The organism is Colwellia polaris (assembly GCF_002104515.1).
Classification (GTDB): Bacteria; Pseudomonadota; Gammaproteobacteria; order Enterobacterales; family Alteromonadaceae; genus Cognaticolwellia; species Cognaticolwellia polaris.
The window spans coordinates 753,356-768,782 of record NZ_NBOE01000001.1 but is presented as its reverse complement, the minus strand read 5'-3'; the positions used below and the strand labels follow the sequence as shown (position 1 = coordinate 768,782).

At 38.4% G+C, this 15,427-nt stretch carries 15 protein-coding genes; 5 read left to right on the top strand and 10 right to left on the bottom strand.

Annotated elements, in window-relative coordinates; all coding sequences use genetic code 11:
• Positions 1-142 precede the first annotated feature (142 nt).
• From xseB to dxs, 3 genes are read left to right on the top strand one after another with little or no spacing between them, the layout of a single operon-like run.
• Positions 143-397, top strand: a complete 255-nt coding sequence (gene xseB, locus B6A32_RS03490) for an exodeoxyribonuclease VII small subunit (protein WP_085301543.1) — start codon at positions 143-145, stop codon at positions 395-397.
• Positions 390-1,280: a (2E,6E)-farnesyl diphosphate synthase gene (gene ispA / locus B6A32_RS03485; RefSeq protein ID WP_143327863.1), complete on the top strand. Its 891-nt coding sequence runs from the start codon at positions 390-392 to the stop codon at positions 1,278-1,280. The genes xseB and ispA overlap by 8 nt, the downstream gene beginning before the upstream one ends.
• Before the next feature lie 22 nt (positions 1,281-1,302).
• Complete coding sequence (dxs, locus tag B6A32_RS03480; protein WP_085301314.1) at positions 1,303-3,186, top strand: 1-deoxy-D-xylulose-5-phosphate synthase; 1,884 nt, start codon at positions 1,303-1,305, stop codon at positions 3,184-3,186.
• Between the two features lie 270 nt (positions 3,187-3,456).
• Here dxs and ribBA read toward each other — a convergent pair whose 3' ends face one another.
• The 10 genes from ribBA to B6A32_RS03430 form a co-directional block, all read right to left on the bottom strand.
• Complete coding sequence (gene ribBA, locus B6A32_RS03475; RefSeq protein WP_085301541.1) at positions 3,457-4,566, bottom strand: bifunctional 3,4-dihydroxy-2-butanone-4-phosphate synthase/GTP cyclohydrolase II; 1,110 nt, start codon at positions 4,564-4,566, stop codon at positions 3,457-3,459.
• A 10-nt stretch (positions 4,567-4,576) separates the two neighbouring features.
• A complete protein-coding gene (locus B6A32_RS03470) occupies positions 4,577-5,236 on the bottom strand; it encodes a riboflavin synthase (RefSeq protein ID WP_085301313.1) in 660 nt (219 codons plus the stop codon).
• Between the two features lie 66 nt (positions 5,237-5,302).
• Entirely contained in the window at positions 5,303-6,430 is a 1,128-nt protein-coding gene (ribD, locus tag B6A32_RS03465; RefSeq protein WP_085301312.1) for a bifunctional diaminohydroxyphosphoribosylaminopyrimidine deaminase/5-amino-6-(5-phosphoribosylamino)uracil reductase RibD, read from the bottom strand.
• A 48-nt stretch (positions 6,431-6,478) separates the two neighbouring features.
• On the bottom strand, positions 6,479-6,934 hold the full coding sequence (gene nrdR / locus B6A32_RS03460; RefSeq protein ID WP_085301311.1) for a transcriptional regulator NrdR: 456 nt from the start codon (positions 6,932-6,934) through the stop codon (positions 6,479-6,481).
• A 303-nt stretch (positions 6,935-7,237) separates the two neighbouring features.
• Positions 7,238-8,494, bottom strand: coding sequence for a serine hydroxymethyltransferase (gene glyA, locus B6A32_RS03455; protein WP_085301310.1), 1,257 nt, complete (start codon positions 8,492-8,494; stop codon positions 7,238-7,240).
• Between the two features lie 298 nt (positions 8,495-8,792).
• Positions 8,793-9,434: a hypothetical protein gene (locus tag B6A32_RS03450; RefSeq protein ID WP_085301309.1), complete on the bottom strand. Its 642-nt coding sequence runs from the start codon at positions 9,432-9,434 to the stop codon at positions 8,793-8,795.
• Positions 9,431-9,973: an RNA polymerase sigma factor gene (locus B6A32_RS03445; protein ID WP_085301308.1), complete on the bottom strand. Its 543-nt coding sequence runs from the start codon at positions 9,971-9,973 to the stop codon at positions 9,431-9,433. Before B6A32_RS03445 ends, B6A32_RS03450 begins: the two co-directional genes overlap by 4 nt.
• 99 nt (positions 9,974-10,072) lie before the next feature.
• On the bottom strand, positions 10,073-11,236 hold the full coding sequence (locus tag B6A32_RS03440; protein ID WP_085301307.1) for an ABC transporter permease: 1,164 nt from the start codon (positions 11,234-11,236) through the stop codon (positions 10,073-10,075).
• Complete coding sequence (locus tag B6A32_RS03435) at positions 11,233-11,979, bottom strand: ABC transporter ATP-binding protein (RefSeq protein ID WP_085301306.1); 747 nt, start codon at positions 11,977-11,979, stop codon at positions 11,233-11,235. Before B6A32_RS03435 ends, B6A32_RS03440 begins: the two co-directional genes overlap by 4 nt.
• A gap of 3 nt (positions 11,980-11,982) precedes the next feature.
• On the bottom strand, positions 11,983-13,515 hold the full coding sequence (locus B6A32_RS03430; protein WP_085301305.1) for an alpha/beta fold hydrolase: 1,533 nt from the start codon (positions 13,513-13,515) through the stop codon (positions 11,983-11,985).
• Positions 13,516-14,081: 566 nt separating this feature from the next.
• On the opposite strand from B6A32_RS03430, the gene B6A32_RS03425 reads away from it, so the two are divergent.
• The gene (locus B6A32_RS03425) at positions 14,082-14,300 is read left to right on the top strand and encodes an EF-hand domain-containing protein (protein WP_085301304.1); all 219 of its coding nucleotides are present in this window, start codon (positions 14,082-14,084) and stop codon (positions 14,298-14,300) included.
• Positions 14,301-14,709: 409 nt separating this feature from the next.
• Entirely contained in the window at positions 14,710-15,345 is a 636-nt protein-coding gene (trhA, locus tag B6A32_RS03420) for a PAQR family membrane homeostasis protein TrhA (protein WP_085301303.1), read from the top strand.
• Positions 15,346-15,427 lie beyond the last annotated feature (82 nt).

Sequence of the window (15,427 nt, the reverse complement as noted above, 5' to 3'; positions counted from 1 at the left end):
CTCTATTATCGTCCATACTGTCAATAACTTAAGTAGATATTGTGAGTATTTGCAATATTGTCTTAAATTCATCATTAATTGACCCAGCGCCCCAGCTAAGGTAAGTTTGCGCCTAGAGTTCATATCACGCTAAAAAATGCCCATGGCCAAAAAGAAAATAGAAAATCTAAGCTTCGAAGAATCATTAGTAGAATTAGAAGTAATTGTGCAAAATTTAGAACAAGGCGATCTAAACCTCGAAGAATCTATGACGTTGTTTGAACGTGGTTTACATTTGAGTCAGCATAACCAAGAAAAGCTCAAAGGTGCTGAACAGCAAATCAATATTTTACTCGAAAAAAATGGCCAAGCGACATTAGAGAAATTTAATACTAACGAGACTGAAAGCTTTGACTAAACTTGCCTTTATTGACGATGTACAAACACGCATTAACGATTACCTAACTAAAAAGCTCGACAGCTTAGTTATTAACGATGAGAAACTTTTAGACGCTATGCGCTATGGTTTGCTTATTGGTGGCAAACGTATGCGACCTTATTTGGCGTATATTACCGGCGCAACCTTAGATGCAGAACAAAGTGATATAGATGGTGTTGCGGCCGCTATAGAATGTATTCATGCTTATTCACTTTTACATGACGATTTACCAGCCATGGATGATGATGATTTGCGTCGTGGCCAATTAACCTGTCATAAAGCGTTTGATGAAGCAACGGCTATCCTCGCTGGTGATAGTTTACAAACATTAGCATTTGATATTATTGCGAATCACGATTTTTCAGCAGCCGTAGATAACAAACGTATAAACTTATTACGTTATTTAGTAAGTGCATCAGGTTATCAAGGAATGTGTGGCGGTCAGGCGCTTGATTTATCAGGAACAGACAAAGCAATTTCATTAGCTGAGTTAGAACATTTACACTCATTAAAAACGGGTGCGTTATTAGAAGCAGCAGTAAAAATGGCGGCAGAATGTAGTAACAATGCCACCGCATATGATAAAGAGCAGTTAGCACTTTATGCAAAGCTTGTCGGCTTAGCTTACCAAGTTCGAGACGATATAATTGATATTACATCAACAGAAGAAGAGCTAGGCAAGCCTGCTGGCTCAGACCTAGCGGCTAATAAAAGTACCTATCCTGCATTGCTCGGTTTAACAGGTGCGCAAGAAAAAGCTGAAAACTTATATCAACAAGCACTTCAAGCTTTAGACACTTTGCCTTACAATACACAAAGTTTGTCCGACTTTGCGACTTTTATTGTAAGCCGCAAAAATTAATTTAAAAATTTAATAGAATAATATGACTATAAACCTAGCTGAATATCCTTTACTGGCCAATATTGATTGTCCGAATGATTTGCGCAAATTAGATAAAAATCAATTAACAAAAACCAGCGAAGAGTTAAGACGTTATCTGTTAAATTCTGTCAGTAAAAGTAGCGGACATTTTGCTTCTGGTTTAGGCACAATTGAATTAACGGTCGCTTTACATTATGTGTACGACACTCCCTTTGACCATTTAATTTGGGATGTAGGTCATCAAGCATATCCTCATAAAATACTAACCGGCCGACGTGACCAACTACATACCATTCGACAAAAAGACGGTTTGCACCCTTTTCCTTGGCGTGAAGAAAGTGAGTACGACGTTTTAAGCGTTGGTCATTCAAGCACCTCTATCTCTGCCGCATTAGGTTTAGCCGTATCAGCTGAACAAGAAGCGAAAAATCGTAAAGTTGTTGCTGTTATTGGTGACGGCGCCATGACAGCAGGTATGGCATTTGAAGCCTTAAACCACGCTGGCGATATCAATAAAGACATGCTAGTTATTTTAAATGACAACGAAATGTCGATTTCAGAAAATGTTGGCGCGTTAAATAATCATTTAGCTAAAATGTTATCAGGAAGCCTATATACTGGCCTTCGTGAAGGTAGTAAGCGCATACTTAACAACATTCCGCCAATCAAAGAACTCGCCAGCAGAGCCGAAGAACACTTAAAGGGTATGGTTGTACCTAGCACTTTCTTTGAAGAGCTTGGTTTTAATTACATCGGCCCAATTGATGGTCATGACGTTAATGGCTTAGTCGACACTATTACGAATATGCGTAACCTTAAAGGGCCGCAGTTGCTTCACATTGCAACAACAAAAGGTAAGGGTTACCAGCAAGCAGAGCAAGATCCAATTAAGTACCATGCTGTACCTAAATTTGATCATACAGAAACTAGCTTACCTAAGAGTGCGCCAAGCCTTCCAACCTACTCGGCAATTTTTGGTGATTGGTTATGTAAAGTCGCAGAACAAGACCCTAAACTTGCTGCGATAACGCCAGCAATGCGTGAAGGCTCAGGTATGGTGCAGTTTAGCCAACGTTTCCCTAATCAATATTATGATGTTGCTATCGCAGAACAACATGCAGTAACGTTTGCTGCTGGTTTAGCAATTGGCGGACAAAAGCCCGTTGTCGCCATCTATTCAAGCTTTTTACAACGTGGTTACGATCAATTTATTCATGATGTAGCCATTCAGAATTTACCCGTTTTATTTGCTATTGATAGAGCGGGTATTGTTGGCGCTGATGGTGCCACGCATCAAGGCGCCTTTGATTTAAGCTTTATGCGCTGTATTCCTAATATGACCATTATGACGCCTTCTGATGAACGTGAGTGTCAGTTAATGTTTAATACGGGCTATCAATTAAATGCGCCTGCGGCTGTTCGTTACCCACGTGGTAGTGGTAATGGTGCAGAACTGCCAAGTGTTGATGAAACCATTGAGCTAGGTAAGGCCAACGTTATTCGCACAATAGACAACGACCAAGCTAGCAATAAAATAGCAATTTTAAATTTTGGCACAATATTAGGCGAAGCTAAAATTACGGCTGAAACGCTTAACGCTACTTTAGTGGATATGCGCTTTGTTAAACCATTAGATCAAACGCTTATTAATACCTTATGTGAAAGCCATGATTATATTGTTACTGTTGAAGATAATGCTATTGCTGGCGGTGCTGGTTCAGGCGTAAATGAATATATATTAAGCCAAGGCATAGCTAAGAAAATTCTTAATATTGGCTTACCAGATAACTTTATTAAGCACGGTACGCAAACCGAGATCCATCAAGAACTTGGGCTTGATGCTGCTGGTATAATTGAGCAAATAAGTCAGTTTATCAAACGATAAAATACAAATCACAACGACATAACAACAGTCACTTGCTAAAGCATCTGGCTGTTTTTTTATTATTAAAAATATTTATACTTTAAAATAAATGGGCAAGTACTGATAATTATTTTGGGCACTTGTCAGTAAATAACAAAAATCAACAGACATTAAAAGATGATTAGTATAAAAAAAGCGACTTGAATATTTTCAAATCGCTTGTTTATTTGTCAGCTAGTGTAGAACTTCTAAGTCATCAAAGCTGAGCTATATTTTATGAGTTGATAACTCTTAATCAGCAATATATTCAACCACTTCAAGGCCAAAACCTGAAAGTGAATGATATTTCGTTTGTGAGCTTAGTAAGCGCATTTTGCTAACACCTAAGTTAGCTAAAATTTGTGAGCCTACGCCAACATTTCGCGATCCAACATGACGTTTAACTTCTTTTACTGTTTCACCGCCATCAAGCTTAGCGTATTTTTGCACTTGAGCAATTAACTCAAGCGGTGATTCGTGCTTGCCTAATAACACTAGCACGCCGCCCTCTTTACCAATTTTTTCTAAAGCATTTGCGATTGGCCATTTAGCTACGCTTTCACGTTGGCTAAATAGTAAGTCCCTAAAGGTATTTTCTAGGTGTACACGCACTAAGGTTGGCTCTTCAGGCTTAATTTCACCTTTGGTAAGGGCAAAATGTGCTTGGCCGTCTATGGTGTCTTTAAATACGGTTAAGTCAAAGTCACCAAATGCTGTAGGAAGCTTACATTGCGATACACGCTCAATCGTTGTTTCATTAGCATTTCGGTATTCGATTAAGTCGGCAATAGTGCCCATTTTTATACCGTGTTTTTCAGCAATAACTTCTAAATCTGGACGACGCGCCATGGTGCCGTCTTCATTTAAAATTTCTACAATAACTGCAGCGGCTTCTAAGCCGGCTAAACGCGCTAAATCGACACCTGCTTCGGTATGTCCAGCACGATTTAATACCCCGCCATCTTTAGCGATTAACGGAAAAATATGTCCTGGTTGCACAATCGAATTATGATCAGAATTTTTACCTACAGCCGCTAATACAGTGGTTGCACGGTCGGCAGCAGAAATACCAGTAGTTACCCCTTCAGCCGCTTCAATTGAAACAGTAAAGTTAGTGGTAAATTGTGCGTCGTTTTTATCAACCATTAAAGGTAATTTTAAAATTTCACAACGTTCAGCAGACATCGGCATACAAATAAGGCCACGGCCGTGCGTTGCCATGAAGTTAATGGCTTCTGGTGTAACTTTTTCTGCAGCCATAATGAAGTCGCCTTCATTTTCGCGATCTTCGTCATCCATTAGGATAACCATTTTACCTTGAGCTATATCGTCGATAATCTCTTGTGGCGTGTGTAAATTCATGACAACCTCTTTATTTAATAAAACCATTGCGCGCTAATAACGCATGCGTAACACCTGACGTTTGAGTCTCATCGGCTGTTTGCTTTGTAAGTAATCTTTCTATGTAGCGGGCAATTAAATCTACTTCTAGATTCACTTTCGTGCCCACTTGGTATTGACTAATAATTGTTTGGCCTGTGGTATGAGGAACTATGGTTAAGCGAAATTTATCGTTGCTTAAACTATTAACCGTTAGGCTAGTTCCATCAATTGTAATTGAGCCTTTTTCGGCGATATATGCTGATAATTCTTCCGGCATTGTTAGCCAGTAATCTATGCTATTACCTTTATGCTCAATCGCACATATTTCGCTAACTGCATCAACATGGCCAGAAACCATATGACCACCAAATCGTGTTGTTGGCAGCATAGCTTTCTCAAGGTTGACACTATCGCCTATTTTATAATGCGCTAATCCTGTTCGCGTTAAAGTCTCGCTAGAGACATCAGCACTAAAATTAGCACCACCAAGAGATACTACCGTTAAGCAGATACCATTTGTGGCTATTGAGTCACCCAACTTTACATCAGATAAGTCTAGTGCTGCCGTATCGATGGTAACGCGCGCGCCGTCACCTGAACTATTGATAGCGCTTAAACGCCCTACGGCTTCTATGATCCCTGTAAACATGTTGTGTGTCTCATTTTCTGTATGCTGATAATTTAAATGTTAATTAGTGTAATACAATCTTATAAATTAACGACTGAACATGGCCGTTATTCTAATATCTTTACCAACCATACTGATATCAGTAATATTAAGGTCTTTAGCCTCTGATAACTGCAATATAGCCGGTATATCTACCAAACTTTTACCTTCGCTGCCGATAAGTTTTGGTGCTTGGTATAATATCAATTCATCGACCAAATTTTCGCTCATAAAAGCACCGGCTAACTTAGCGCCTGACTCTATTAATATGTCATTTAACCCTTGTTGAGCCAGATAAATAAGTAAGTGTTTAAGGCTAATTTGCTCGCTATCTTTAGCTTTAGAAATAACTACCTGCTCTACGAAATGCGGCCATGTTTGCTCATTTTCAATAGATGTTCTAATTAATATTATTTTACTTGCTGTATTAAAGATAGCGAGATCAGGCGTGAGCCTATTTTTACTATCAATAACAATACGAATAGGCTGCCTAACTTTAGCCTCTTCGTAGCTGTTTTTTAGCTCACCCAAAGCGTTCCAACGCACGGTCATTTTAGCGTCGTCAAAAATTACGGAATCTGCACCACAAATAACGCCACAGCTTTGGGCTCTTAGTCGTTGAACATCTTCGCGCGCATGATCCGATGTTATCCATTGGCTTTCACCGCTAGCCATCGCCGTTTTACCGTCTAAGCTTGCGGCTAATTTACAACGAACATAAGGCAACTTAGTGGTCATCAAACGAATAAAACCCGGATTTAAGTCTCGAGCATCTTGCTCTAATAAACCAAACTCTGTGGTTATACCTGCACTTTTTAAGCGTTCAAGACCACGGCCTGATACTTGTGGGTTGGGATCAACCATAGCGGCAATAACATGGCCCACTTGTGCTTTTATTAATGCTTCTGCGCACGGCGGTGTTAAGCCAAAATGGCTACAAGGCTCTAACGTAACATACGCTGTGGCACCTTTAGCTTTAGCGCCAGCTTGTTTTAATGCATGAACCTCTGCGTGACCTTGCCCTGATATTTCATGAAAGCCTTCACCAACCACTTCACCATTAAGCACAATAACACAGCCAACTCTTGGGTTAGGCGATGTAGTGTAATGACCACGTTTTGCTAAATAAATAGCACGTTGCATAAACTGATGATCTTGTAACGAAAATTTATTCATTTATGGACTCAGGGTTAAATTTTCTGCCTGCTGATGACAAAATAAAAGTTAATCAATATCACCTAAGCGGGCAATTTCTTCACCAAATTCTTTAATATCTTCAAACGAGCGATAAACGGAAGCAAAACGAATATAAGCCACTTTGTCTAAACTTTTCAGTTGCTCCATAATAATAGTACCAAGCATTTCACTCGATACTTCGCGCTCGCCGGTTGCTCGCAACTGAGATTTTAATTTGTTAATCGATAGTTCCATTTCTTCGGTGCTTACGGGTCTTTTCTCTAAAGCACGCAGCAGACCATTACGCATTTTATCTTCGTTGAAAGGTTCACGAGAGCCATCACGCTTAATAATACGTGGCATAACTAACTCAGCACTTTCAAACGTAGTATATCTCTCGTGACATGCTAAACATTCACGACGACGACGAACTTGATGGCCATCTGAGACTAATCTAGAGTCAATAACTTTAGTATCGTTAGCTGAACAAAAGGGGCAATACATTGAAATATTCCGTAGTTAACATGTCATAGACATTTTATTGTCAGTATTTTAATGGAAAACAGATCATTAAGCGAAATAACTTATTATTATTCGCAATATAACTTATACCATTGAAATAAATAATCGTTCATTTTACGGCGGTTTAAATCGTCAATAACTTATTATATTTGGTATTACTAAAAATTTAACAAATAAAAAACAGTCAAAAAAAATGGCCACAATTGTGACCACTTTTAGATGTTCATTTAGCTTAAGTAACACGGCTAAACACTCCTTTTATCTCGAGTGCTTAGCGCTAAACAGTTACTTATAAACAGGGAAACGAGCGCAAAGCTCACTAACGCCTGCTTGAACTTTAGCAATAACATCATCGTTTTCGATATCATCTAAAATATCACAAATCCAGTTCGTGGTTGTTTTAGTTTCTTCTACGCCAAAACCACGACGAGTAATTGCTGGTGTACCAAGACGAAGGCCTGAAGTAACAAATGGTGAACGCGGATCATTAGGCACAGAGTTTTTATTTACCGTGATATGTGCGCGACCTAAGGCGGCATCAGCATCTTTACCTGTAATGTCTTTGTCTATTAAGTCTAATAATAACAAGTGGTTGTCAGTACCGTTTGAAACAACTTTATAGCCACGCTCTTGTAACACTTCAACCATAGCTTTAGCGTTATCTAAAACACTTTGTTGATAAGCTTTAAACTCAGGTGCTAATGCTTCTTTAAATGCTACGGCTTTTGCAGCAATAATATGCATTAATGGTCCGCCTTGGCCACCTGGGAATACTGCACTATTTAATTTTTTGTAAACATCTTCATCATTACAACCAGAAACAATTAAACCGCCACGTGGGCCAGCTAATGTTTTATGTGTTGTCGTTGTAACTACATGGGCATGTGGTACTGGGTTTGGATATAAACCAGCAGCAACTAAACCAGCAACGTGAGCCATATCTACGAAGAAGTATGCGCCAACTTTATCAGCAATTTCACGCATACGAGCCCAATCAACCACACCAGAGAACGCAGAGAAACCACCAATGATCATCTCAGGCTTATGCTCTAAAGCTAAACGCTCTAATTCAGCGTAATCAATATCGCCAGTTTCTGGGTGTAAACCATATTGAATAGCTTCGTATGACTTTCCTGAAAAGTTAACATGCGAACCATGCGTTAAATGACCACCATGCGCTAAGCTCATGCCCAATACTTTACCACCTGGAGAAACTAACGCTTGAAAAACAGCTGAGTTAGCTTGAGAGCCAGCATGTGGCTGTACGTTAGCATAAGTAGCACCAAAAAGTTCTTTCGCGCGATCTATAGCCAGTTGCTCTGCAATATCAACATATTCACAACCACCGTAGTAACGCTTACCAGGGTAACCTTCAGCATACTTGTTGGTAAGTTGTGAACCTTGAGCTTCAAGTACACGTGGACTACAGTAGTTTTCTGAAGCGATGAGTTCAATGTGCTCTTCTTGACGAACAACTTCATTGCTCATTGCTTGATAAAGTTCTGGATCAAAATCTGCAATATTCATATCACGTGTAAACATGTTTTATCCTCAAATAGTTTGCCATTGGCAATTGCTAGGGTGGCGTAATTTCAAAATTAATTGCGGCATATTTTGCCTGAACTTAGGCTGCTTGTACACGCAAAAACTGCGCTGCGTTAGTTCATTTTGCAATCAAATATACTTTGAAGTGAGGCATAAAAACTTTTATAGCTCACTTCAATAAACAATTAAAACAACATACTTCTTATTAGGCAATAAAACAACAAATTTAAAACAGATTTTTACATAATTATACAAATTAAATTCTGGACAACCAAATAAAACAACTTTTTATTCATTAGGCGGTGTTTTTTAATTTAGCTAATTCCGCTTTTCGTTTGCGATGAAATAAATGCGTTATTCCCCACATAACACCGACTGAAACGTTCATAATAATTAAGCCGAGCCACATAGATTTGTCATTTTGTTTTGCCATTTCGATTACGTACCAACTACCTGCAGGCACTAAAAACCAACATGAAAATTTAGTTAGCCTTATATAGTTAATTGAAGACTCTATACCCTTTATGGCATTTTTAACCGCCATATCTGGGCTTGCTGAAACTTGCTGCCATGCAATTAAACGAATTTTAATTTCATAATAAACAAATATAACTGAGCCTACAGCAGCGAAAATAAGATAGGTCATCGTAGTTTTATCTTGCGAGTTGCTGAGCCACATAACAATAACCACAACAATAAAGCAAACAGTTGCCAGAATATTTAAAGCTAATAAGAATTTCGCCCAGAAAGTGCGCTTTTTGGTTTGGCTTAATAACGCCTGCACATCAACTTTTTCATAAGGTTGGCTTTGCCAGTCTTGAGTAAGCTCAGCCCAGGTATTATCAAGAGCTTCTTGCGAGCTTTCAGAAGGCTGGTCTTTTTTACTGGTTGTTGACGCTTCTATAACAGGTTTATTTTTTTCGTTTTCGGGTCTCATACTGCCTCCAACAATTGCATTAATTTAGCCTTAGCTCGTTGTAACCTAACGCCCACTGATGTGGTGGTTATTGCTAAAACGTCAGCAATTTCTTGATAACTCATACCTTCGAGTGCCAAGGTGAGCACTTGTTGATGTTCAAGTTTTAATAGCCGAATGGCTTGTGCAAGTTTTTGTTGTCTTTGATTTTGATCTAATGATTGATATGGTGTTGGCTGGGGACAAACAGGGATATTGTTATCACTTGCCTGTGCTTGATGTAATTCAGTGTCCGTTAACGACCTTGTACTTGGCTCTGTTTTTATCGTTTTAACCGCTTTTGCTACATGAGTAGCTAAAACATTATGCGCTATACGAGCAATAAACGTTTTTACTGCTGAGTCGGCACGAAAACTTGGTAAAGCTCGCCAAATATTCAAAGCAATTTCTTGAAACAGCTCTTCCTGAATTGACGGCATAGCTTCGAAACCATTAATGATATGACGCAAAAGCTTTTCGTGCTCAGTGATCCAGTTAATAAATATATCTTGGTTGTTCAATGAATAACCCTGCTTTGGTTTAACTGCTTGGAAACAGTCTTTTTTTTATAGGCCAATTCTACTGGGTTATCCATTTTATACAACATAGACGCTGAGTGACTAACTCAACGACATTACAACTTTTTCTGAGGTTAGTCTTTTTGCTAAAATTAACACTAAGCCAACTGTCAGCACTATGGTTGCAACACTTGTGAATAATAAGGCATTCCAATCAATAGGTAAGCCTTTAAAAACGTCTTCCATTAATAGCGACTGTCCTGAAATAGGCATCCACTCAACCCAAGCAGGTTTGTCATCCATCATCATTAACGCAAAAGGGATAAAACTAGGTGCCATGATCAACATGGTGACTGTTGATTGCGCTTCTTTAAAACTTTTAGCTTGAAAGGCAAATAACAATTGTAATGACGCGGCTAAAAAGCAAATAGGAATTAACAATAACAATAAAATAACGAAGGTTTGAGCATCAATACTAAAAGTTGCCCCTATTTTGGTCAGATCAACAAAGTTCATCGCTATCGAGGTTAGTACCAACATTAATATAATAGAGATAATAGAAATTGAACTGGCACAACTTAACTTTGCTAATACTATTTTTAGCGTACTCACTGGCTGACACAATAGCATTTCTAAAACATTGCGCTCTCGCTCACCCGCACTTGAGTCAATAGCAACAGGCAAGCCTGACATAAATGCCGCCATCATTAAGTAGACGCCTAAAATCAAGGTGATCATCATGGCATTACTACTGGGTAGCGCCGTATCTTGTTCAAGCAATTTAATCGGCTGTAATAATTTAATATCAACACCGCGCACTAATAAACGCTTGTATCCAATAGCTAGCGAGTGTTGGTTAACCACATCTTTAATTCGACGAATAGGGGTTGATAATGATTTCTCATTGTAATCGGCCCGTAAAGTTAACTCTATTGGTTTACCTGCCGCCATATCCGCGGCAAAGGTGTCAGGAATAGTTAACTCAATGTTACGCTCATTCCAGTTACGTTCTTCGTCTTTTGGCACGTCACTAAAAGATAAAATATTTTCGTCTTTTAATGCTTCAATTAACTTAGGTGCATGTTGTTCACCACTGTACTTTACATATACCGCAGGGTTATCCACCGCTTCTTTAATCGCTACTTTTAGCATTACCATGATCATTACCGGCATTAATAATGCCATGCTCATTGCAACCATTAAGGCACGGCGATCACGAAAGGCCTCTTTAAATTCTTTCACCATTAAGGCTTTAAGCTGCATCATGCTGCTACTCCTTCATCTGAGCCGATTAGTTTTACAAACGCTTCTTCAAGTTGCTTTTCTCCGGCTAAATCACATAACTCTTGTGGTGTGCCTTGAGCGGCTAGCTTGCCATTTGAAACAATAATAACGCGATCACATAACGCCGCTACTTCTTGCATTACATGCGAAGAAAATAAAATACAGTGACCTTTCTCTTTAAATTTAGCTAAATGATTGCGCAATATACGTGTGCTCATTACATCTAAACCGCGAGTAGGTTCGTCAAGAACAAAGTTTTTTGGTTGATGTACGAGTGCTTGGGCTAATGTAACCTTCATTCTTTGACCTTGAGAGAAGCCTACTGTTTTACGGTGCGCTAGTTCTGTCATTTCTAGATCAATCAGTATTTGCTCAATAGCAGCGTGTTTATTGGCACCTTTCATTCCATGAATACTGGCGAAATAATCAATTTGTTCATAGGCGGTTAAGCGCTCGTATAAACCAAATTTATCAGGGAAAATACCTAACAGTTTACGTGCTTTAATGGGTTCTTCAGTAACTTTGATACCGTCAATTGTCGCATAGCCTTCATCGGCGCGTAATAAGCCATAAAGTGTGCGAAGGCAGGTAGTTTTACCAGCGCCATTAGGCCCCAATATGCCGGTAATTTCGCCATCTTTAGCAGTAAAAGACAATCCATCTAAGGCTTTAACCGTATTTTTCTTACTAACAAAACTTTTATGTAAGTTATTTACTTCGATCATGACTTATTCCTTTTCTTTGCTTGGCTTAGTTGGCATATCTAACATAGCTTTCGGCGTTTTTTGAGGTAATGCACCACCATTTAAGCCCACCATAAATGACTCAGCGGGAATCTCTTCCAAGCATGACTCGTCGAGTTCTGTTGGCTTTTGTTGCTCTAAAAACTCATTCACAATTTTAATACCACAAACAGTAGAGGCGACTATATGAGCATTGTTTTTAGAAATAATGTGATGGCTATTTGGCAAGTTTTCATGCGATTTTTCGCCATTACTGACAGGCGTAACGGGATCTAAATCGCCCGACATAACCAGGGTTGGAATATCAGCATCAACCGTTTGATAAAACGCTTCACTTGGCTGGTATTTAGGCCAGACAGAACACACCTTGGCGACCATATCTAAACTCATGCCTTTAGCAAAACTATTATCAGCGTCTGCGGTTTTCATCTCATTAGATATTCTTGGTAAATCTTCATTACAAACAATATTAAAGTGCAGACCAACATAAATGCCCATGCCACCTTCATTTTGCGCAATTAGCCCCGCCAAGGGTTTATAGTTACCTAAGTAAGCTTGGTGAATTAACAGCGGCACTAACCCACGTGTTTCCATGGAGTAAAGTTGCATTTGTAAGCTAGAAATAAATTTATCGTTACTGATGTTAAAAATGGTATTGGTGCCTAATCTTGGGTGTGCAATTTCAACGCTAGCCGGTGCTTGTGTTAAGCGCTCAACAACAACATTGAACTCTTTTAATAATGCTGGATATTGCGCCGCACAACTTTTCTCATTTTGGCAGTTACTCATTAACTTTTTAAAAGATTGCTCTGCACTTTTACCAAACAAGCCAATAGGTACTTCGATAGGACCAACACTGTCGAGTACTACACTCTTTAACGACTTTGGAAACATACGCATATACACTAAACCCGCACGTGTGCCATATGAACCGCCATAAATATGTATTTGCTTATGCCCAAGTGCAGCTCGAATGGCGTCGAAATCTCGAATGGCATTCTCTGAATTATACTGGCTTAAATCGCCACTAAGCTTTGCCACACATTGCTCAATATCAGCAATGGAAAACTCTTCAGGCAAACTAATGTATGGGTCAACCTCTAGTGAGTCTTCACATTGTAAGGGGTTAGACTTACCCGTACCGCGTTGGTCAACTAAAATTAAATCACGGGTTTTTCTGATCTCATTAAAACCACGATAAATCTGTGCAGACAGTTCAGCCGCTGCCTGGCCTGGGCCGCCAGCAAGAAACATGAGAGGGAGTTTTTCTTGGCTATTATCTATCGCCGGTAAAACGACAAAATTAATATCTACTTTTGCACCGTTAGGCTTGGCATAGTTTTCAGGAGTAGAATAAGTACCACATTGTACTTGCTGTCTAATGCCTTTTATATGACAACTCTCTAATAACAATTGTGGTTGTTCGATATCTTCAGCAAAAGCGCTGTTAGATAATGCGCTACTAGACAATGCAATAAGTAAGCTCGCGCTAAATAAAGCTTTCCAATTTATCTTCATTTTGACTTCCTTTTAAAATATTAACTACTTAACCTGAACTCTGAATAAGCACATTGATGGTGTAAATTTGTGATCTTCAACTTGATATAGCATTTACTTTACCACCTAAGCTTTTGATCCACTTGAGTATCAAACACTCATTATCCAGAGTTCAGGCTACTTAGTCTGAACAAGTTAGATTTTATTACACTTTTTTAAAATTAATTTTTTATCTGGACTATTTTATCTATTTTTTTATAAAAACTTATCTTACCAACACGGCTTAATTCCAAATGTATCGCGATATTTGCCTTCATGCTACTTGCACAATAAAACACATAAAATCGGGTTCATTAGGTAGCTAAAAGTGATTAAATTTAAAATAACTAGTGTTATTAACATCGAGTGTCACTAATCTGGCTTACTCATGAATATTGATATTGGTAATCTACATTCCACCTTAGGGTAAATAATTAGTGTATGCGTTAAAAACTATTAAACGAAATAATAGAATTAATCATTCACTTACTCTTAAAATAACGATAAAGTCTATTACAGCAATTAGCCGCAAAACAAGAGGATGACTGATGGAATTAAATCAGTGGGTAGATGAATTATTTGAAGTGTTTGATGAAGATAAGGACGGCGTCATCAATAGAAGTGAATTTGTTGAATTGATTGACTGCTTGTTACAAGATAAGGGCATTCGCATGTGTGAAACCATATTCAATCGTTTTGATAAAAATCATGATAACTCAATTTCCAAAGACGAGTTACGTGACATGGTTATAGACCTAGCATTATAACGCTTATTTGCGCTTATATTTTACTCGCATTTATAAGCGCAAATTTTCACGCTGATGTTTAATCTTTGGCATTTTTACAAGGTCAGTAAAGTACTGCCATAATTACTTACACTCATTCTCTTGTAGGTAAATTTACCCTATCTCGCCTATATTTAATTATTTTTCATCTACGCTAATAACTTAAGTTTTCCTTAGTTTCAGCTTTTCAAAACAGCTTACTTAATAGCGAAACACGGCTTTTTAAAAGAATATAGCTTCAAGCTATCGACAGTTTCATTAAGCTTTATTTATACATTCTTAATCTATCTTTATTGCTTAAAATCTCAAAAGGTCAGACCACTAGCATTTCATTTTATGGTTTGATATTATACTCGGCGTACACTTGTACACTGAAATAGGAATATTAAACATGCAAAATCAGGCTTACGGTTTAGCAGAAGAAATTATTAATGCGGTTAGTCATGGGCTAGCAGCATTACTCAGCGTTGCTGGCTTAACACTGCTAGTAACCTTAGCTTGGTTACAGGCTGATATGGTAAAGGTTGCAAGTTTTAGCGTTTATGGCATAAGCCTAGTTTTATTATTTAGCGCCTCAACCTTATATCATGCGTTATTACATGAAAAAGCGAAGCGCATTTTTAAACTACTCGATCATTGCGCGATTTATTTATTAATTGCTGGTACTTATACGCCACTGATGTTGGTCACATTAGCAGACGATATTGGCCCAATAGTACTCGCTATTATCTGGGTATTGGCAATCTTAGGTATTGTTTTTAAAGTTAAATTTGGCAGTAGATTTAAAAAGCTCTCATTGGCAACATACTTAGGCTTAGGCTTAATATCACTAACTTTTATTGATAAGTTAAATGATAAACTTGCCACTGAAGGCATGTTCTTACTCGCTTTAGGCGGGATAATTTATGGCTTAGGTACTATCTTCTATGTTAGAAAGAACGCAAAGTACAGCCATGCAATTTGGCACTTTTTTGTATTTTCTGCCGCTGTTTGTCACTTTTTTATGATATTTTTCTACGTACTTTAAAACCTATTTACTTTAAAACCTACGTACTTAAAACCTAAGTGCTTTAAAAAGTTAACTGCTGAATTTCACGCTAAAGTCAGCA

What these genes read in the sequence shown, in the direction of transcription:
- B6A32_RS03450 (WP_085301309.1), bottom strand. Translation starts at nt 9,434, where the DNA reads ATGAGACCCGAAAACGAAAAAAATAAACCTGTTATAGAAGCGTCAACA.
- B6A32_RS03470 (WP_085301313.1), bottom strand. Translation starts at nt 5,236, where the DNA reads ATGTTTACAGGGATCATAGAAGCCGTAGGGCGTTTAAGCGCTATCAAT.
- B6A32_RS03435 (WP_085301306.1), bottom strand. Translation starts at nt 11,979, where the DNA reads ATGATCGAAGTAAATAACTTACATAAAAGTTTTGTTAGTAAGAAAAAT.
- glyA (WP_085301310.1), bottom strand. Translation starts at nt 8,494, where the DNA reads ATGTTTACACGTGATATGAATATTGCAGATTTTGATCCAGAACTTTAT.
- trhA (WP_085301303.1), top strand. Translation starts at nt 14,710, where the DNA reads ATGCAAAATCAGGCTTACGGTTTAGCAGAAGAAATTATTAATGCGGTT.
- ribBA (WP_085301541.1), bottom strand. Translation starts at nt 4,566, where the DNA reads ATGAATTTACACACGCCACAAGAGATTATCGACGATATAGCTCAAGGT.
- B6A32_RS03440 (WP_085301307.1), bottom strand. Translation starts at nt 11,236, where the DNA reads ATGATGCAGCTTAAAGCCTTAATGGTGAAAGAATTTAAAGAGGCCTTT.
- B6A32_RS03425 (WP_085301304.1), top strand. Translation starts at nt 14,082, where the DNA reads ATGGAATTAAATCAGTGGGTAGATGAATTATTTGAAGTGTTTGATGAA.
- nrdR (WP_085301311.1), bottom strand. Translation starts at nt 6,934, where the DNA reads ATGTATTGCCCCTTTTGTTCAGCTAACGATACTAAAGTTATTGACTCT.
- dxs (WP_085301314.1), top strand. Translation starts at nt 1,303, where the DNA reads ATGACTATAAACCTAGCTGAATATCCTTTACTGGCCAATATTGATTGT.
- xseB (WP_085301543.1), top strand. Translation starts at nt 143, where the DNA reads ATGGCCAAAAAGAAAATAGAAAATCTAAGCTTCGAAGAATCATTAGTA.
- ribD (WP_085301312.1), bottom strand. Translation starts at nt 6,430, where the DNA reads ATGAATAAATTTTCGTTACAAGATCATCAGTTTATGCAACGTGCTATT.
- B6A32_RS03430 (WP_085301305.1), bottom strand. Translation starts at nt 13,515, where the DNA reads ATGAAGATAAATTGGAAAGCTTTATTTAGCGCGAGCTTACTTATTGCA.